Origin of the sequence: Labrys okinawensis (genome assembly GCF_047345005.1) — a bacterium.
Lineage (GTDB): Bacteria > Pseudomonadota > Alphaproteobacteria > Rhizobiales > Labraceae > Labrys > Labrys okinawensis.
In genome coordinates this window covers 2,755,143-2,772,630 of record NZ_CP178864.1, presented here as the reverse complement: position 1 = coordinate 2,772,630, position 17,488 = coordinate 2,755,143, and the positions used below count along the sequence as shown (strand labels likewise).

General features: G+C 64.0%; 17 protein-coding genes. 12 read left to right on the top strand and 5 right to left on the bottom strand.

From position 1 onward, the window contains the following. Positions 1-9: 9 nt before the first annotated feature. Genes ACMDCR_RS12885 through ACMDCR_RS12865 form a run of 5 tightly spaced genes read left to right on the top strand, consistent with a single transcriptional unit; the run spans position 10 to position 5,020 of the window. Positions 10-795: an enoyl-CoA hydratase/isomerase family protein gene (locus ACMDCR_RS12885; protein WP_413992905.1), complete on the top strand. Its 786-nt coding sequence runs from the start codon at positions 10-12 to the stop codon at positions 793-795. Between the two features lies 1 nt (position 796). After that, entirely contained in the window at positions 797-1,573 is a 777-nt protein-coding gene (locus ACMDCR_RS12880) for an SDR family NAD(P)-dependent oxidoreductase (RefSeq protein ID WP_413992904.1), read from the top strand. Between the two features lies 1 nt (position 1,574). Beyond that, positions 1,575-2,639 carry an ABC transporter ATP-binding protein gene (locus tag ACMDCR_RS12875; RefSeq protein WP_413992903.1) on the top strand — a complete coding sequence of 355 codons (1,065 nt, stop codon included), beginning with the start codon at positions 1,575-1,577 and terminating at the stop codon, positions 2,637-2,639. After that, the gene (locus ACMDCR_RS12870; RefSeq protein ID WP_413992902.1) at positions 2,636-3,772 is read left to right on the top strand and encodes a carbohydrate ABC transporter substrate-binding protein; all 1,137 of its coding nucleotides are present in this window, start codon (positions 2,636-2,638) and stop codon (positions 3,770-3,772) included. Before ACMDCR_RS12875 ends, ACMDCR_RS12870 begins: the two co-directional genes overlap by 4 nt. A 15-nt stretch (positions 3,773-3,787) precedes the next feature. Continuing rightward, positions 3,788-5,020: a CaiB/BaiF CoA transferase family protein gene (locus ACMDCR_RS12865; RefSeq protein WP_413992901.1), complete on the top strand. Its 1,233-nt coding sequence runs from the start codon at positions 3,788-3,790 to the stop codon at positions 5,018-5,020. Between the two features lie 4 nt (positions 5,021-5,024). On the opposite strand, the gene ACMDCR_RS12860 is transcribed toward ACMDCR_RS12865, so the two are convergent. Next, entirely contained in the window at positions 5,025-6,950 is a 1,926-nt protein-coding gene (locus ACMDCR_RS12860) for a sigma-54-dependent Fis family transcriptional regulator (RefSeq protein ID WP_413992900.1), read from the bottom strand. 226 nt (positions 6,951-7,176) lie between these two features. On the opposite strand from ACMDCR_RS12860, the gene ACMDCR_RS12855 reads away from it, so the two are divergent. Both ACMDCR_RS12855 and ACMDCR_RS12850 read left to right on the top strand, forming a co-directional pair. After that, a complete protein-coding gene (locus tag ACMDCR_RS12855) occupies positions 7,177-8,229 on the top strand; it encodes an NAD(P)-dependent alcohol dehydrogenase (protein ID WP_413992899.1) in 1,053 nt (350 codons plus the stop codon). 195 nt (positions 8,230-8,424) lie between these two features. Next, on the top strand, positions 8,425-8,703 hold the full coding sequence (locus ACMDCR_RS12850) for a ribbon-helix-helix domain-containing protein (protein WP_413992898.1): 279 nt from the start codon (positions 8,425-8,427) through the stop codon (positions 8,701-8,703). A 181-nt stretch (positions 8,704-8,884) separates the two neighbouring features. On the opposite strand, the gene ACMDCR_RS12845 is transcribed toward ACMDCR_RS12850, so the two are convergent. Genes ACMDCR_RS12845 through ACMDCR_RS12830 form a run of 4 tightly spaced genes read right to left on the bottom strand, consistent with a single transcriptional unit; the run spans position 8,885 to position 11,000 of the window. Next, on the bottom strand, positions 8,885-9,061 hold the full coding sequence (locus ACMDCR_RS12845) for a hypothetical protein (protein ID WP_413992897.1): 177 nt from the start codon (positions 9,059-9,061) through the stop codon (positions 8,885-8,887). Positions 9,062-9,094: 33 nt separating this feature from the next. Continuing rightward, a complete protein-coding gene (locus ACMDCR_RS12840) occupies positions 9,095-10,213 on the bottom strand; it encodes a WD40 repeat domain-containing protein (protein WP_413992896.1) in 1,119 nt (372 codons plus the stop codon). Continuing rightward, on the bottom strand, positions 10,210-10,542 hold the full coding sequence (locus tag ACMDCR_RS12835) for a hypothetical protein (protein ID WP_413992895.1): 333 nt from the start codon (positions 10,540-10,542) through the stop codon (positions 10,210-10,212). Before ACMDCR_RS12835 ends, ACMDCR_RS12840 begins: the two co-directional genes overlap by 4 nt. Beyond that, positions 10,539-11,000: a hypothetical protein gene (locus tag ACMDCR_RS12830; RefSeq protein ID WP_413992894.1), complete on the bottom strand. Its 462-nt coding sequence runs from the start codon at positions 10,998-11,000 to the stop codon at positions 10,539-10,541. Before ACMDCR_RS12830 ends, ACMDCR_RS12835 begins: the two co-directional genes overlap by 4 nt. Positions 11,001-11,545: 545 nt before the next feature. Between ACMDCR_RS12830 and ACMDCR_RS12825 the strand changes: the two genes are divergently transcribed. The 5 genes from ACMDCR_RS12825 (at position 11,546) to ACMDCR_RS12805 (ending at position 17,484) form a co-directional block, all read left to right on the top strand. After that, on the top strand, positions 11,546-13,219 hold the full coding sequence (locus tag ACMDCR_RS12825) for an aromatic/alkene/methane monooxygenase hydroxylase/oxygenase subunit alpha (protein WP_413992893.1): 1,674 nt from the start codon (positions 11,546-11,548) through the stop codon (positions 13,217-13,219). Positions 13,220-13,320: 101 nt separating this feature from the next. Next, positions 13,321-14,382, top strand: a complete 1,062-nt coding sequence (locus ACMDCR_RS12820) for an NADH:ubiquinone reductase (Na(+)-transporting) subunit F (protein ID WP_413992892.1) — start codon at positions 13,321-13,323, stop codon at positions 14,380-14,382. 244 nt (positions 14,383-14,626) lie between these two features. Then, the gene (locus tag ACMDCR_RS12815) at positions 14,627-15,685 is read left to right on the top strand and encodes an aromatic/alkene monooxygenase hydroxylase subunit beta (protein ID WP_413992891.1); all 1,059 of its coding nucleotides are present in this window, start codon (positions 14,627-14,629) and stop codon (positions 15,683-15,685) included. Between the two features lie 30 nt (positions 15,686-15,715). Further along, on the top strand, positions 15,716-16,084 hold the full coding sequence (locus ACMDCR_RS12810; RefSeq protein WP_413992890.1) for an MmoB/DmpM family protein: 369 nt from the start codon (positions 15,716-15,718) through the stop codon (positions 16,082-16,084). A 377-nt stretch (positions 16,085-16,461) separates the two neighbouring features. After that, positions 16,462-17,484 carry an amidohydrolase family protein gene (locus tag ACMDCR_RS12805; RefSeq protein WP_413992889.1) on the top strand — a complete coding sequence of 341 codons (1,023 nt, stop codon included), beginning with the start codon at positions 16,462-16,464 and terminating at the stop codon, positions 17,482-17,484. The last annotated feature ends 4 nt before the right edge of the window (positions 17,485-17,488 follow it).

Below are 17,488 nucleotides of genomic sequence, written 5' to 3'. Positions count from 1 at the left end.
GCTGATTCCTTGAGCGAAAATCTCATCCTGCGCGAGGCGCCGATACCGGGCGTCGTCAGCCTCACCTTCAACCGGCCGGACAAGCTCAACGCCCTGTCGACGCCGATGGTCCGGCAATTCGAGAGCGAGATCGACGCCATCGCCACCGATGCCTCGGTGCGTGCCGTCATCCTGCAGGGCGCCGGCGGCAAGGCCTTCGTCGCTGGCGCCGACATCGCCGAATATCGCGGCAACCGGACAGCCGCTTTCAATGCCTACCAGTTCGAAAGCCGCCGCGTCTTCGATAAGCTCGAGGCCCTGCCCCAACCCGTGATCGCCGCGATTGCCGGCTATGCGCTCGGCGGCGGCTTCGAGATCGCCCTGTGTTGCGACATCCTCGTCTGCACGGCCTCCGCCCAGCTCGGCCTGCCGGAAGGGCTGCTCGGCCTCTCCCCCGGTGGTGGCGGCACGCAGCGCCTGACCCGGGCCGTCGGCAAGTACATGGCCTCCGACATCATGCTCGCCGCCCGACGCATTTCAGGCGAGCGCGCCTTTCAGCTCGGGCTGGCGGCAGAGGTGGTCGCCGAGCAGGAACTCCTGGAGGCCGCGCTCACGCGGGCCCGCGGCGTGCTCAAGATCTCGCCGCTGGCGGCCAGGGAGATGAAGCGCCTGATCCGTCAGGGGGCCGACGCCGCGCTGCCGACCGCACTCGCCTTCGAGCAGGAGGTTCTGGCGCGGCTCTATGGAACGCAGGATGGGCAGGAAGGCATCGCCGCTTTCCTCGACAAGCGCAAACCGGAATTCAAGGGTGAGTGAGATGGCGCAATCCGATCTGAAGGGCCGGGTCGCCCTCGTCACCGGCGCCGCCATGGGCATCGGCAAGTCCTGCGCGGAGGCGCTGTCTCGCGCTGGGGCCGATGTGGTGCTGGCCGATATCGACACGCAAGCCGGCGATGCGACCTGCCAAGCGATTGCGAAAGCAGGCGGGCAAGTCCATTTCATCCGCGCCGACGTTACCTCGCTAGGCGATATCGAGGCCGCCGTGGAGGCAGCGACCAGCCGCTTCGGCGGGCTCGACATCCTTGTCAACAATGCCGCCCGCGCCATCGGCGGCAAGGTCGACGAGATCGACGAGGAGAGCTGGAACATCGTGATCTCCACCAACCTCACCAGCGTCTGGCGCGGCATGAAGGCTGCCGTGCCGGCCATGAAGAAACGAGGTGGCGGCTCCATCATCTCGATGTCCTCGGTGCAGGCTCTCACCGGTTTCTCGGGCTGGGCCGCCTATGCCGCGGCCAAGGGCGGCATCAATTCGCTGACCCAGCAGGCGGCGGTCGATCTCGCACCCCATGGCATCCGGGTGAATGCAGTGGCGCCCGGCACCATCATGACGCCGCTCAACGAGAAGGTGTTTGCCGACCATCCCGACCCCGCGGCCCTGATCCGCACCTGGAACGAAGCCCACCCGCTCGGCCGCTTCGGCCAGCCGGAGGAGGTGGCCGAGGCCGTGCTGTTTCTCGCCAGCGACCGCGCCTCCTTCATCACCGGCACGATCCTGCGCGTCGATGGCGGCCTGCTGATCAAGGGAGAGTGAGATGGCAACCGTCACGCTCGCCAATATCAGGAAGAGCTTCGGCTCGCTGAGGATCATCGACGATCTCTCGCTCGACATCGCCGACCGGGAATTCCTGGTCCTGCTCGGCCCTTCCGGCTGCGGCAAGACCACCACCATGCGCATGATAGCCGGCCTGGAGGATCCGACCTCCGGCGACATCCTGATCGACGGTGCGCGCGTCAACGAGAAGCCGGCCCGCGACCGTGATCTGGCCATGGTGTTCCAGAATTACGGCCTCTATCCGCACATGACGGTGGAGAACAATATCGGCTATCCCCTGAAGGTGAAGGGACTGTCCTGGGCCGAGCGCCGGCCGCGCATCGCCGCCGCAGCCGAAAAGGTCGAACTTGGAGCTCTCCTGCAGCGCAAGCCGGCGGCGCTCTCCGGCGGCCAACGCCAGCGCGTTGCTCTCGCCCGCGCCATCGTGCGCACGCCACGCCTCTTCCTGATGGACGAACCGCTCTCCAACCTGGATGCCAAATTGCGCACGTTGATGCGCGCCCAGCTCAAGCACCTGCAGCGAGAGCTCGCCACCACCACGATCTATGTCACCCATGACCAGGTCGAGGCGATGACGCTGGCCGACCGCATCGTCATCATGAACAAGGGCCGGATCGAGCAGCAGGGCAGCCCGGCCGAGGTCTATGCCGGGCCGACCAGCACCTTTGTCGCCGGCTTCATCGGCTCGCCGCCGATGAACCTGATTCCGGGCAGCATGCAGGGCGGAAGTTTCAACCACTCGACCGGGCGCTTGAATGACCTGCCGGGCCGTCTGCGGGGCGATATCACGCTCGGCCAACGCCCGGAGGATCTGCGCCTGGCACCGCCCGGCCAGGCTGACTTTGCCGGCAGCGTGTTCTCGTCGGAGCTTCTGGGCGATTCCACCCTGGTTGCCGTGCAGCTCGGCAGGGAGATCGTCAATGTCAAGACGGGCCCAACCGAGGGACAAGTCATCGGCGCGCCGATCGGCGTCGTCTTCGATCGCGCCAAGCTGCATTTCTTCGACACGGCTTCGGGCCAGCGCGTAGAGGCCGCCTCCCGATGAGCAAAGCCAGATATCTCGGCCTGACGTGGGACCATCCGCGCGGCTACAATGCGCTCGCCGCCGCCGCACGCGAGATCGCCCCACCCGACCTGCTGCATTGGGAAAAGCAGCCGCTCGAAGGCTTCGAATCCCACCCCATCGCCGATCTTGCCGGCCGCTACGATCTCCTTGTGCTCGATCATCCCCATATCGGCGAGGCGGTGGCACAGGATTGCCTCCTTCCTCTCGACGAACTCTTCGGTCCGGAGGAGCTGGCGCATTGGGAAAGGGCCACCATGGGCTCGACCATGGCGAGCTATCACTGGCAGGGCCGGCAATGGGCGATCCCGCTCGACATCGCCACGCAGGTCTGCGCCTATCGCGTTGCGGATATCGGCGTACCGCCGAACGATTGGCAGGGCATGGTGGCGCTGAGCCGGCGCATGCCCGTAGCGCTGTCGGTTGCCGGCCCCCACGCCGTGCTCAACCTCTTCTCGATGATCGTCTCGCTTGGCCGCGAAACGGGAGGCGAGGATCTCGTGGACGAGGAAACCGGCCGCGCGGCGCTGGCGCTTCTGGCCGAACTCCATCACCGCACGCCGGAATTCAGCCGGCGCCTCAATCCGATCGGCCTGCTCGAGGCCATGGCCCGCGGCGAGGGCATCGCCTGCGTGCCCTTGGTCTACGGCTATGTGAATTATGCGATTGGCGCGCCGGGTCGCCAGGCATTGCGTTTTACCGAGGCGCCGGCAGGCAAATCGAAAAGACGCGGCAGCGTGCTCGGCGGCACCGGCGTCGCCCTCACCAGGCGGTCGCGTCCCGATGACGAACTGCTGGCGCATCTGCGCTGGCTGATGGGCATCGGCGCCCAGTGCGGCTTCATACCCGATCATGACGGCCAGCCGTCCTTGCGCGAAGCCTGGCAGGCTGCCCCGGTGAACGCGCAATGGGGCGGGTTCTATCGTGCCACCGCCGCCACCACCGAAAGCGCTTGGGTGCGCCCGCGCTTTGACGGCTACATCGCCTTCCAGACCGATGCCGCCGCGCTGATCCGCGCCGCCCTGGAGGCCCGGCAACCCGAATCCACCACCCTTTCCCAGCTGCGCGAGCGCTGGCGCCAGGCGCGCCTGGCTAGCCGCGGCCCGCTTATGTGACCAAGGACTCCCGATATGACCGACAAACCGAAGACGAATGATAGGCCGAAAGCTCTTGCAGACGTCACAATCCTCGACCTGAGCCACCTCCTGCAGGGGCCCTTCGCCACCCAGCTTCTGGCCGACATGGGCGCCAATGTCATCAAGGTGGAAAGGCCGGGCCAGGGCGATCTCTTCCGCACGCTGACCTTCAACAATCGCTGGGTCGGCGGCAGCGAGAGCCCGAATTTCCTGGCCTGGAACCGGAACAAGCGCTCGCTCGCCCTCGACCTCAAGGCACCAGACGCCAAGGCTATCCTCTACAAGATCGCCGAGAAGGCCGATATCGTCGTGCAGAACTTCCGGCCCGGCGTGCTGGCTAAGCTCGGTTTCGGCTACGAGGATTTCCGCAGGATCAACCCTCGCATCATCTATTGCTCCGGCTCGGGCTATGGCGAAAGCGGCCCCTATCTCAGCCGTCCTGGCCAGGACATGCTGCTGCAGGGCCTGACCGGCATCGCCGCCGCCACCGGACGGGGCGACGGGCCGCCGGTGCCGGTCGGCTCGGGCTTTTCCGACCAGATCGGGGCCATGAACATGGTCTACGGCATCCTGACCGCGCTCTACTGGCGGGAGCGCTCCGGCGAGGGCCAGGAAATCAAGGTGGACCTGCTGTCGGCCATGCTCGCCCATCAGGGCCAGGAAATGCTGATGGCAATGAATTTCCACGAGGATTTCCAGCGCCCGCGCTCCGGCATCGGCCATCCCGGCATGGATGCGCCCTTCGGCGTCTATCCCACCAGCGACGGCTGGGTGACCATCGCCATGAGCCCATTCAAGCGGCTCGTCGGCGTGCTCGGCGACAACAGCCTGCTGGTCTATGACGACCCCAAGACCCTTTTCGAGAGGCGCGACGAGGTCTGGGAAGAGCTTGCCAAGCGCACCAAGGCCTGGAGCACGGCCGAGTTGATGAAGGCGTTGCTGGCGGTCGATATCTGGTGCGGCGAAGTGAAGACGCACCTCCAGGCCGAGCAGGACCCGCAAGTGCGCCACATGCATGCCATCGCCAGCTACGAACATCCGGTGGCCGGCCACGTCAAGGTCGTTGCGCCGGCGGTGAAGATGAGCGCAACACCGGCGGAAATCTCCAAGCCCGCTCCATTGGTGGGCCAGCACTCGCGCGAGATCCTGGCGGAATTCGGCTATGCCGCCGACGAGATCGACGCCCTGGTCGCAAGCGGCGCCGTGGGCGAAACGCTGCCCGGCTGACGTCTCAGGCCCGGGAACCCTGCCGGGCGGGAACGCTCAGATCACCTTCCCGAGCTGCCCGCTCCTCCGCCACATGCTTGTAGACGGTTGTCCTCGACAGGCCGAGCTGGCGGGCTGTGGCGGAGATATTGCCCTCGGTCGACGCGAAGATCGCTCGGATCTCGCTGCAGCGGCGGCTCGCCAGGGGGTTCTGGCGGCAAGCCGGACACGCCGTGGCACTCGCCCTCTCCCGCGGCACGTCATCGAGCGCGGCCTCGTCGATGAAGCCTCCCTTGCCGCGGATCAGCGCCTTCTGGAGGGAGCTGCGCAGTTCCCGGATATTGCCGGGCCAGGCGCGCCGGCGCAGCAGGGCGATGGCGGCGTCGGTGATAGCGGTTCCAGGCGCGAGCTTCTGGACGAGGTGCTGGGCCACCAGAGCGAAGTCGGTTCGTGCTGCCAGCGGTGGCAGGGCGATGGTGAGCGCGGCGAGGCGGTAGAAGAGATCGGAGCGGAAGGTACGCGCCGCCACCATCTCGCGCAGGTCGCGGTTGGTGGCGGAGACGATCTGCACGTCGATCTTGTGACTGCGCTGGCCACCGACCGCGCGGACCTCCATCGAGTCGAGGAACCTCAGCAACGCCGTCTGTGCGGCCAGCGGGATGTCCGCGACCTCGTCGAGGAAAAGCGTTCCCTTGTGGGCGGCACGCGCAAGGCCGGCCGAACCTTCGTGGCGCGCATTGGTGAAGGCACCGCGCTCATGGCCGAAGAGTTCGGCGACGAAGAGCGGTTCGGCGATGGCGCCGCAATTGACGGCGACGAAGGCACCCTCGCGCCCGCTGACATCGTGGATGTGGCGCGCCATCAGCTCCTTGCCGGTCCCCGTCTCGCCAGTGAGGTGGATGGGCATTTGCATCGCTACGGCCTCGGGGAGATCGGAGATCGCCTGGCGCAGGCCCTCGTCCTCGCAGATGAAATCCGGTGCACGCGGGCCGGCCTGCGAAACGCCACGGACTGGCACCGTGGTTGCCGGCAGCGGGCGCGGGCGGCGCTGGCCGATCTGGCGGCAGACCATCAGCACGGCGCTGCCGGCCCGGTCGCGGATGGCGGCGACCCCGCCATTGAGCAGCGTGTCGATGGTCCTGCCGAAATCGCCATCGAAGAGATCCCTGAAGTGGCTGCCCGCCGCGGCCGGCAGGCCCGCGAGCAATGCGATACCCGGCCTGTTCAAGGCGGCGACCATGCCGTCGCGTGAAATAGCCAGGAGACCCGCCGAGAGGGTGTCTAGATATTCGCCGCGCGGATGGAAGGCGAGGATGAAGCTCTCCGGGCACTCCTGGAAGATCAGTCCGTTCTCGATCTGGGCCGCCGCCATGCGCACCAGCACGTGGGTATGCTGCTGGCGCGCCTCGTTGGCACAGGAGGCATCGAGGAGCCCGAGCACCCGGCCGTGTGAATCGACGATTGGCGCGGCCATGCAGCTCAAGTGCCCATGGCTGGCGAAAAAATGCTCGCGGCCATAGATCGCCACCGGCTGGCCAGCCATGGCGGCGAGGCCGAGCGCATTGGTGCCCCTGTTGCGTTCGTCCCACCGGCTGCCGGGAATGATGGCCCTCCCCGCGGCGCTCTCGGCGAAAACGGGGTCGCTGATCGTATCGAGCACCATGCCCGAGGCGTCGCCAAGCGCGATCATGAAGTTCGAGCCGGCGATCTGCGAATAGAGCAGCTGCATTTCCGCCAGGGCGAGCCGGCGCAGCCCCTCCGTCTCGTCCCGCTTGCGCCGGACTTGCGCAAAGGGCAGAACCTCTTCGCGGGGCGCCGCATTGGGGTCGAGCCCGATGTCCCGGCAACGCTGCCAGCTTTCGGCGACCAGCGCCGGCAGCAAGCCAGCGGGAAAACGCTCGCCGCGTTCCAGTGCGGATCGTGCCCGATCCATGCCCGATAGATGCTGCATGGCTCCTCCCAGCATCCTATGGTTTCGCGAAGTATCGGCCGAATGGTGCAAACCGCAATGACCAGAAACTGGACAGTTCTCCTGTCCAGCCTGTCCAATCCATGAACGCAGGATCGATGCGGAAAGGCACATAACCCGTTGATTTATAACAGCCAGACTGCCTGGCATGGCGGTTGCTGTTCTTCCTGGACTGCCCAGTCAAGGCGCAGCTTGTGGAGGAAACGACATGAAAGCCCAGGTCCTGGAAAGATATGACGACGATCTCAAGTCGGACGCATGGGTGACGCTGAAGGACGTGCCCGATCCCAAGATCGCCAAGTCGAACGATATCATCGTCCGCATCGGCGGCGCCGGCGTCTGCCGCACGGACCTGCACATCATCGAGGGTGTCTGGCGCCCGCATATGGACCCCAACGCCAACAAGTTGCTGCCGCTGATCATGGGCCATGAGAATGCCGGCTGGGTGGAAGAGGTCGGCAAGGAAGTCGAGGGCATCAAGGTAGGCGATCCCGTTATCGTGCATCCCAAGATCTCGGGCGGAACCTGCCTGGCCTGCCGTCGCGGCATGGACATGCATGCGCCCGGGACTTTTCCGGGCCTCGACAGCAATGGCGGCTATGCCCAATATCTCTGCACTTCCGAGCGCAATATCGTGCCGCTGCCGCGTTCGCTGGCGCCCAAGGACGTTGCCGCCTATGCGGACGCCGGCCTCACCGCCTATCGCGCGGCCAAGAAGGCGACGCGCCATCTCCTCCCCGGCGAGAGCTGCGTGATTATCGGCGCCGGTGGCCTCGGCCACATCGGCATCCAGTGCCTCAAGGCGATGTGCGCGGCCGATGTCATCGTCGTCGACAAGTCGGACGCCTCGCTGCAGCTCGCGGGCAAGATCGGCGCAGACAAGCTCGTCAAGGCCGATGGCAACGAGGTCGAGGCCGTGCTCGCGCTCACCGGCGGCGCCGGAGCCGAAGCGGTGATCGACTTCGTCGGCGAGAAGGGCACCACCGCCAAGGGCCTGGCAATGACGCGTTCCGCAGGCAGCTACTATGTCGTCGGCTACGGCGAGGACATAAGGGTGCCGACGGTGGACATGGTGATCACCGAGAAGAACATCATCGGCAACCTGGTCGGCACCTGGGCCGAACTGGTGGAGCTCATGGCGCTGGCCGATCGGGGCCTGGTGGAACTCACGACGGTCGAATACTCGCTCGCCGACGCCAACAAGGCCCTGCATGACCTGCACAGCGGCCGCATCCACGGGCGCGCCGTTCTTATTCCTTGATTGTGTGCCTGAGTACCGGCGACGCGCCGGAACGCCGCGCCGCCGTCGGGGTCTCCCGGCGGCGAAGCCGGTGTGGATTTCCAGATTGCCGATCTCATTGCGAGTGCTGTGTCCGCGGTTCCTCCTTCGGCCGGGAGCGGCGGCTGTTTCGGTCGAAACGTCAAAAAAGGGATGGAAATAATGGGGAGGACCGCCATGTGTGGCGTGATCACAAGTCACAGCCCGCTCCGTTTCCAGCAGGTGAGCCGCTCGCTGCGGATCGCCGGCCAGTCGACGACCGTGCGCCTCGAACATGCGTTCTGGGCCGTGCTCGACGAAATCGCCGAAGACGAGGGTACGACCACGGCGCGGCTCGTCTCGACCCTGCATGAGGAGGCGCTGGAATTCCATGACGAGATGCTGAATTTCGCCTCCGTGTTGCGGACGGTGTGCCTGCTTTACCAGGAAGGACGCCTTGCGGCCGGGCGAGCTTGAGGAGCCCGATCCAAGATTCGCGAATTGACCGAAGAAGGCGCTGATTTCGTCATGCGCGGGCTTGTCCCGGGCATCCAGCCACAGATCCAGCCGATGTCGTGCCCCTTGGGTCACCGGGATTAGCCCGGTGATGACAAGAAGTGGAGGTTCCCACGATCTACGGCCAGGCTTCAACACCCTCTTAGTTCACATGCTCGGGCTTCTTCATGCGATCCTCGGCGATCCAGCGGGCCGCGAGGACGAGCGCGCCCATGGCGAAATCCTTGCCGTGCCTCTCGATCATCCGTTGGGCGATGGCTTCGAGCTCCTTGAAGAAGAGATCCTTGCTCTCCTGCTCGGACAATGTCTGGTCTGCCATGTCGGATCTCCTGGCTTGTTGAAGGCACGCGGCCTATTTGAAAATCTGGGGTGGGAAGGTGACGATCGAAGCGCCGCCTTCGCTGTCGCCGATCGCCAGGTGCCGGCCATCATCGGACCAGACGAGCGCCGTCACCGAGGGCCCGTCGACCCGTACGACGAGCTCGTCCGAGGCGCGCAATTGGGCCACCACGATCCGGCCATCGGCGTACCCCGCTGCAACCAGCTCCCGGCGCGGATGGGCCGCGACGGTATCCACAGACACCAGGCCGGGACGGCCGGCGGAAATCGCCTCGCCGGCCATGCCGTCCTGCAGAAGCCAGGCCGCGATGCGATAGGCACCCGAGGCGATCAGGGCGCTGGCCGGCCTGCTCCAGGACAGGCTGCGGACGGGCGCGGGGAAATTCATCACCGTATGGGTGCTGCCGCGCGCGGCGCCGACCAGGCTGAAGCCGCCAGTCGCAAGCCCGCAGGCGACATGGCTGCCCCCCTCGTTCCAGCACAGGGAAATCGGCGCCGCGGGCAGGGCCGTCACCCTCAGGGAAAGCGAGGCGCCTTCCAGCGTCCACACCGCCAGGCCCCGGCCGAACAAGGCGGCAATCCGCCGGGCGTCCGGCGAGATCGCGATGGCGCTGATCGGATCCTCTTCCTCGAAGCGGATCTGCGCCACGGCCTCGCGGCCGCGTGCGACATAGAGGTGCCGTCGGTCAGAAGCCACAGTCAGGCCGGCCAGGGTGCTCCAGTGATCGAGGGCCGTTACCGCTCCATGTGCAGTGAACAGGATATCGCCCAATTCCCCCTGCCCGCTCAGGCGTATCACCTCGCCACGATCCGTGCCGACGAGGAAAGAGGCGGCAACATGGGCCACCAGCGGTGCCGGCGACCCCGACCGAGCGCCAACGCTCGACAAAGGCGCGGGCGGCTTGCTGCGAGGCAGGATACGCATCTGCCCGAGGTCACTGCTGATGCGGATGCGATTCTCGGGTGGCTCCGCCTCGGCTATGGGGGCAAGCGCAATCGAACCGTCGGACGCGGCAAAAGCCACAGCTGAAAGATCGGGACTGAAACGGACGGTGGTGATGCCTGCGGGGCGCTGCCAGTGCCGGCCGAGAAGTTCGAAAAGGCCAAGGCCTGGCCTGCTGTGCTCGTTCATCTTCCATCTCCCGCTGGGCCCGATATCGCTGCTGCGAGCTGGCGATCGATCTCGGCGATCTCCTGCTCACGCAGGCTGTAGAGGTCGGCGCACTCGTTCTGCTTCGCCTCGATCGTTGCAAGCTGGTCGCGCGTCGCCTCCATGGCTTCCGCCAGTTCGCAGTCCCCGGGATGGCGATCCAGCTCAAGCTCGATGCGCAGGATTTCCATCTCGATGCCGGCGAGCTTCTGCGTCAGCCGCAAGGACTCGGCATTCAGGCCCGCCGCCTCCGCGACGGCCGAGAACCGGCGGGCGAGCAGATTCGCGCGCTGGAAGTTCGGATCGCTCATGGCGTCCCTCCAGCCCGCGCGGGATCTTCCAGGCCGGCCAGCTGCGCCGGCAAATTCGGCAATTGGGCCAGGAACTGTCGTTCGGCCATCTGCACATGGCTGCGAAGCTGATCCCAGATATCGACACGCAGCAGCGAAGAGGTGTCGCCGATCAGCCGCTCGATGTCCTCGATGTGGAACTGGCGCGACAAGGCGACGCCCGAGAACACGAAATCGCGCAGCAGGATGGCGTGCCGCTCGACGAAGACATGGATGAGCGGGTGGGTCTCCTTCGTCACGCCCTTGGCCGCCAGCTCCGCGATCATGAAATCCTGGAAATGGCGCTGCAGGCGGAACTGGCTTTCACCCAGGAACTTCATGGAGAAGATCAGGTCGCGGGACATCAGGCCCAGGAGCTCGGTCGAGACATCACCACGTGGCGGTTCGAAGTCCGGTGATGGGGCGTTGGTGCGTGACATCGCAACGATCCCGTAGAACAAAATCGAATAAACACCGTTGTCTTCAAAATATAGACGAGATGACAAATGTCGATAAGAATTTATATCGCATTTGCACAAAATATTGCTGCAATTGCGAATAGACATGTAAATATTACAGTTGAATTTTACACCTGTAAAATATCGTTACACAGGCAATTCTACGGAAAACGATTTACTTTGAAGTGCGGGCGATGAAACGCCCGCTTTAGAAGCATTCATAACTTGGCACGCTCCTTGCTCCATCAATCGACATAAGAAGCCCATCGCCTTTTTTGCGCGATGCCAGAAGAACGAAGGAATGGAGGAAATTCGGTTGGGAACCTTGTTGCGCCCCTCGCACCGTCGGGGCGCCCTGAGAGTTCCAGCCGGTCCCCCTGCACCTTTGCCGCGATCCACTTGGGCGAACGCCTGGCCCGGCGTGCACAGCACGCTGCGTCGCGCCTCGTCCGCACTCCTTGCAGCGGCTGTTTCGGCCGCTTCCCGCCGGAGCCATAGGGGCGCCCGGCGCAATCTGGTGGAGGCTTATGGCTATGACGTCTTTGACGCTCAACAAGATTACCTCGCAGCGCGGCATCTCCGTGGGCGAGGCGACCAAGAAGATCGCGGATCTTGGTTGGAATCCGACCTACGTCCAGGAGGCGATGACCTTCCCGACGGACTACAAGATCAACAAGGCACCGCGCGATCCGATGAAGCAGGTGCTGCGCTCTTACTTCCCCATGCAGGAAGAGAAGGACAACCGCGTCTATGGCGCGCTCGATGCGGCGCTGCGCGGCGACATGTTCCGCAATGTCGAGCCGCGCTGGGTGGAATGGATGAAGCTGTTCCTGGCCATCATCCCCTTCCCGGAAATCTCGGCCGCCCGCTCGATGGCGATGGTGGCGCGCCTGGCGCCCGGCGAGGATCTGCGTACCGGCTTCACCATGCAGATGGTCGATGAGTTCCGCCATTCCACGATTCAGATGAATTTGAAGAAATGGTACATGGAGAACTATATCGACCCGGCCGGCTTCGACATTACCGAGGAAGCCTTCGGCAAATGCTACGCCACCACCATCGGCAGGCAGTTCGGCGAAGGATTCATCACCGGCGATACCATGACTGCGGCCTGCATGTACCTCACGGTCGTGGCCGAGACCGCATTCACCAACACGCTCTTCGTCGCCATGCCCTCGGAAGCCGCCCGCAACGGCGATTATGCGTTGCCGACGGTGTTCCTCTCGGTGCAGTCCGACGAAAGCCGCCATATCGGCAATGGCCACTCGCTCCTCATGGCTGCCCTGAAGGAGCCCGAGAACCATCTCCTGCTCGAGCGCGACCTGCGCTACGCCTTCTGGCAGAACCACGCAATCGTCGACGCCGCCATCGGCACCTTCATCGAATATGGCACCACGAACCGCGACAAGACCAAGGAGTCCTATGCGGAGATGTGGCATCGCTGGATCTTCGAGGATTACTATCGCACCTACATGCTGCCGCTCGAGAAATACGGCATCAAGATCCATCATGACGATGTCCAGGAAGCCTGGAAGCGCATCACCGAGAAGTTCTACGTCCACAAGGTGGCGCAGTTTTTCACGGTCGGCTGGCCGCTCAACTTCTGGCGCATCGAGGCGCAGACCGACAAGGACTTCGAGTGGTTCGAGTATAAGTATCCAGGCTGGTATGCGCAGTTCGGCGAGTTCTGGAAGTGGCACGACAAGCTCAGCCATCGTGGCGAGAAGATCCTCACCTTCAACGAGCAGGTGGGCTATGTCTATCCGCATCGCTGCTGGAGCTGCCTCGTCCCCTGCCTGATCCGCGAGGACATCGTCGTCGACGAGATCGACGGCAAGTTGCACACCTTCGCCCATGAGCTCGACCGCTGGACGGCGGTGGAAGCCTTCGCCGACGAGTATCAGGGACGTCCGACCCCGGCGATGGGCCGCTTCAGCGGCAAGCGCGAATGGGAGACGCTGTATCACGGCTGGGATCTCGCCGATGCGATGAAGGACTTGAACTTCGTCCGCTCCGACGGCAAGACCCTGATCCCGCAGCCCCATCTGCGCTTCGACCCGAAGGAGATGTGGACCCTCGACGACGTCAAGGGCCACACCATTCTTTCGCCGCTGACGCTGCTGCGCGAGATGTCGCCAGCCGATCGCGATAAGCACCTGGCCGAGTACCGGGCGGGCTTCACGATCAACCCCTGCCATTGAGCCGATGACCCGCGGGGGCCTCACGGCCTCCGCGGTCCCAGCGATCACGGCCCCCTCCCGACGCCGGGAGGGGGAACGGGACAGTATTGGAGGAAGGCCCGATGAGCGCGGCCCACACTGTGCGCCTTGAACCGGTCGGCGTTGAATTCGAGGTGGAGCATGGCGAGACCGTGCTGAACGCGGCCTTTCGCCAGGGCATCGCACTGCCGCATGGCTGCAAGGAAGGGCAATGCTCGGCCTGCAAATGCGTCCTGCTCGATGGCGAAGTCGACATGCTGAAATATTCGACCTTCGCGCTGAACGACACGGAGAAGGACAGCGGCCATATTCTTCTATGCCGTTCGATCGCCTATTCGGACATGGAAGTCGAGCTCCTCAACTATGACGAGGAGGTGCTCGCCAAGGCCATTGCCGTGAAGAGCTACCGGGGCCGGATCGAGAAGATCGAGCGCCTCACCCACGATATTCGCGGTATCGAGATCTCGCTCAGTTCCCCGATGAAATTCTGGGCCGGCCAATATGTCGACATCACAGTCACCACGGAAAAAGGGGAGACGCTTACGCGCTCGTTTTCCATGGCAAATACGCCGGACCAAACCCAGAAACTCTCCTTCATCATCAAGAAATACCCCCAGGGAAAATTCTCCGGAGAACTCGACGCCGGCGGAATCCGGGTCGGCGCCGACGTCAGTGTCACCGGACCCTATGGCACCTGCTTCCGACGGGAGGAGCGCGAAGGACCCTTGATCCTGGTCGGCGCGGGCTCCGGCATGTCGCCGGTCTGGTCGATCCTCAACGATCATCTGGCGAGCGGCGAGCAGCGGCCGGTCTATTTCTTCTACGGCGCGCGCACGCAGGACGACCTCTTCCATCTCGATCGTATCGCCGCCCTGCTCGAGCGCCATCCGGAGGTGAGCTTCATCCCCGTGCTCTCGCATGCCGGCGAGGACGGAAGCTGGGAGGGCGAGCGTGGCTTCGTGCATGAGCGAGTCGACGCCAGGCTCAAGGAACTCGGCTTTGACGGACACGGCGACGTCTACGCCTGCGGCCCGCCGCCGATGATCGACGCGCTCCAGCCGGTTCTCTTCATGAACGGCTACGAGCAGGAACACGTCTTCTTCGACCGCTTCACCACCTCGGCGGGCGCAACGCCCGGCCACTAGGGAGACTTCGCAGAATGAATCGTTTGGAGGCTGTCATTCCCGGCGCCGCCGCAGGCGGCAGGAAGGGAATCCAGGGGCCACCGCGAGGACATTGGCTCCTGGATCCCCTTCCCGGCACCTTCGGTGCCGCCGGGGATGACAGAGCACCTACCTCCGGCGTCTTCCAACAGTTCGGGCCGAGAAACGGTTCGATGACAAAGACTTAGCCAACGGACCAAACCACCACAGCAAGGGAGTGACCATCATGCCTGCAGTTTCGAGTTCGGTCGGATCGGGCGCCGCGGGCGCCGCCATCTTCGCCGATTCCGATAGCCGGAAATATCGCTACTTCGATCCGCGCGGCCAGCGCGCCACCCATTACGAAGACGTGACGGTCGACGTCCAGCCCGATCCCGAGCGATATCTGATCCAGAACTGGATCATCAATTTCGCCGACGGGCGCGGCGCCTACATGAAGGACTATACCCATGCCAAGAGCTCGAACTGGCATGCCTTCCGGGCACCCGACCAGGAGTGGGAACGCACCCATTACCAGCGCCAGTCGAAGATCGAGACCATGGTGCAGAGCGTAATCGCCAATGGCCGCAAGTCGGGCGCGCCCAAGAGCTTCGACAAGGCATGGGTCCGCATCCTGCAGACCCATCTCGGCGCCTGGAAACATGCCGAATTCGGGCTGGGCACGTCGCTGATGCAGGCGCAGCGCTACGGCTACACCCAGATGATCAACAACGCCACGCTGACCAACTCCTCCTACAAGCTGCGCCTGGCCCAGGACATCACGCTGTATCTGGCCGAGATCGGCTTGGACATTCCCGGCTGGAACGATGAGCTCGGCAAGAAGGCCTGGCTGGAGGACAGCGTCTGGCAGGGCACGCGCGAAGCGATCGAGACCATCATGGGGACGGCCGACTATCTGGAACAGTATTTCGCCATCAACATCGTGTTCGAGCCGCTGGTGGGCGAACTCTTCCGCTCCGGCTTCCTGATGCAGGCCGCCGCTGCCAACCATGATTTCATCACGCCGCCGGTGATCTCGGCTGCCGAGGCCGATTACGAGCGCAATCTCGCGAACACCATCGACCTCATGTACCTGCTCGCCCATGACGAAAAATATGCGACCGATAACCAGAAACTCTTCGCCTCCTGGCTGAAGAAGCACCGCCCGCTCGCCGAAAAGGCGGCCAAGGGCCTGCAGCCGATCTGGTCGCAGCCGCATTCCAAACCCGTTTCGTTCGAGGACGCGCAGGCCCGCTCGCAGGAGCGCATCGGCCAGATCCTGGGCGAGCTCGGTCTCCAGGGCTGAACGGCAATCATAACCAACGGAGTAAGCACAATGTCACTTGCAGCCCGCGACGCCTCGCACAGCAATATCTTCAAGGCGATGAAGGACATCACCTTCGAGCAGACCATTTCGCACCAGTGCGGCGTGACCATGAACGACTCGGTCGAGGCTCGCGCCATCGCCGAGTTCATGGGCAAGAAGCCCGGTGTGACTATCACTTACCAGCCTGCCCTCATCCGGATCGACGGTGACGGCAAGCTGATCTTCAAGATGGACGAGATCAGCGAATATCTCGGCCGCGACATGACCGCCGAAATCTTCGAGGTCAACACCTCTACCCATTACGGGCGCATGGTGCGGGTCGACGACAATACGGTGATCCTGTTCGGCAATATGGACGAGGTCTTCGAATACATCTGACGCAGCGGCCGGGGAGGAGCGTCCCGGCGGCGCTGCCTCCCCGTGCCTTCCGGAATTCGGCGAAGGAGCGGGACGATGATCGGCGAACCCTTTCAGACCTGCCGCGATGATCATGCCGCCGCACCGCTGGCGGGCGCCCCGTCCCCGTCGGCAAGCGCGGATCCGGCCGGCGCAGCCACCCCGCCCGCGCGCGGCCTCGCGCTCCCGCACAGGCAGCCCTGTCCAGGCTGCTTCCTGAGCGGTCTGTGCTCATCGCCCCTGGGCCGTCTGCCTCCTCGCGCCCAACGCACCGTGGAGGCCGCGCCCTAGTCCCGGCCGGCGGGCTCCCACCCGCAGCCCCAGAACCAAATGATCAGAAGAGGTTGAAGGAGATAGTCATGTTCACCACACCGGAAGGCAAAGAGATCTTCGTCGTCGACGGGCACACCCATTTCTGGGATGGCAGCCCCGCGAACCAGCGCAACATCCATGGCAAGCAATTCGTCGAGTGCTTCTATGCCTATCACACCGCGCTGAGCCCTAAGGAGCAGCTCTGGCCCAAGGACAAGTTTGAGAAATACAGCGCCGACGACCTCTATCGCGACCTCTTCATCGATGGGCCTGACGATGTCGCCATCGTGCAGTCGACCTATCTGAAGGATTTCTACAAGAACGGCTTCAACACCATCGAGCGCAATGCCGAGGTGGCCAAGCGCTATCCCGAGCGCTTCATCGTGAATGGCTCTTTCGATCCGCGAGATGGCGAGAAGGCGCTCGAATATATCCACTTCATGAAGGAGACCTACGACATCAAGGGCGTGAAGATGTACACGGCCGAGTGGAACGGGGCGTCCAAGGGCTGGAAGCTGAACGATCCCGATGCCTACAAATGCTTCGAACTGTGCGAGAAGCTCGGCATCCGCAACATCCATGTCCACAAGGGGCCGACCATCATCCCCCTGAGCAAGGACGCCTTCAATGTCGAGGATGTCGACTATGCAGCAACCGACTTCCAGAATCTCAACTGGATCGTCGAGCATTGCGGCCTGCCGCGCCTCGATGATTTCTGCTGGATCGCCGTGCAGGAGACCAATGTCTTCGGCGGCCTTGCCGTCGCCCTGCCCTTCATCCATTCCCGCCCGCGCTACTTCGCCGAGGTCATCGCCGAGCTGTTGTTCTGGATCGGTCCGGACAAGATCCTGTTCGGCTCCGACTATGCAATCTGGACACCACGCTGGCTGATCGAGAAGTTCTGGGCCTTCGAGCTGCCCGAGGACATCAAGCAGGAACGCGGCGTCGACCTCACGCACGAGGTCAAGGAGAAGATCCTCGGTCTCAATGCCGCGCGCCTCTACGACATCGATATCGCGGCCAAGAAAAGGGCACTCGCCAGCACGCCCTTCAATATCGCGGCGGAGTAGGGAG

Bases quoted from the DNA above. Each gene is read 5' to 3' on its own strand.
- ACMDCR_RS12875 (WP_413992903.1), top strand. From the start codon at position 1,575: ATGGCAACCGTCACGCTCGCCAATATCAGGAAGAGCTTCGGCTCGCTG.
- ACMDCR_RS12855 (WP_413992899.1), top strand. From the start codon at position 7,177: ATGAAAGCCCAGGTCCTGGAAAGATATGACGACGATCTCAAGTCGGAC.
- ACMDCR_RS12840 (WP_413992896.1), bottom strand. From the start codon at position 10,213: ATGAACGAGCACAGCAGGCCAGGCCTTGGCCTTTTCGAACTTCTCGGC.
- ACMDCR_RS12835 (WP_413992895.1), bottom strand. From the start codon at position 10,542: ATGAGCGATCCGAACTTCCAGCGCGCGAATCTGCTCGCCCGCCGGTTC.
- ACMDCR_RS12810 (WP_413992890.1), top strand. From the start codon at position 15,716: ATGTCACTTGCAGCCCGCGACGCCTCGCACAGCAATATCTTCAAGGCG.
- ACMDCR_RS12825 (WP_413992893.1), top strand. From the start codon at position 11,546: ATGGCTATGACGTCTTTGACGCTCAACAAGATTACCTCGCAGCGCGGC.
- ACMDCR_RS12830 (WP_413992894.1), bottom strand. From the start codon at position 11,000: ATGTCACGCACCAACGCCCCATCACCGGACTTCGAACCGCCACGTGGT.
- ACMDCR_RS12860 (WP_413992900.1), bottom strand. From the start codon at position 6,950: ATGCAGCATCTATCGGGCATGGATCGGGCACGATCCGCACTGGAACGC.
- ACMDCR_RS12870 (WP_413992902.1), top strand. From the start codon at position 2,636: ATGAGCAAAGCCAGATATCTCGGCCTGACGTGGGACCATCCGCGCGGC.
- ACMDCR_RS12820 (WP_413992892.1), top strand. From the start codon at position 13,321: ATGAGCGCGGCCCACACTGTGCGCCTTGAACCGGTCGGCGTTGAATTC.
- ACMDCR_RS12850 (WP_413992898.1), top strand. From the start codon at position 8,425: ATGTGTGGCGTGATCACAAGTCACAGCCCGCTCCGTTTCCAGCAGGTG.
- ACMDCR_RS12805 (WP_413992889.1), top strand. From the start codon at position 16,462: ATGTTCACCACACCGGAAGGCAAAGAGATCTTCGTCGTCGACGGGCAC.
- ACMDCR_RS12815 (WP_413992891.1), top strand. From the start codon at position 14,627: ATGCCTGCAGTTTCGAGTTCGGTCGGATCGGGCGCCGCGGGCGCCGCC.
- ACMDCR_RS12865 (WP_413992901.1), top strand. From the start codon at position 3,788: ATGACCGACAAACCGAAGACGAATGATAGGCCGAAAGCTCTTGCAGAC.
- ACMDCR_RS12845 (WP_413992897.1), bottom strand. From the start codon at position 9,061: ATGGCAGACCAGACATTGTCCGAGCAGGAGAGCAAGGATCTCTTCTTC.
- ACMDCR_RS12880 (WP_413992904.1), top strand. From the start codon at position 797: ATGGCGCAATCCGATCTGAAGGGCCGGGTCGCCCTCGTCACCGGCGCC.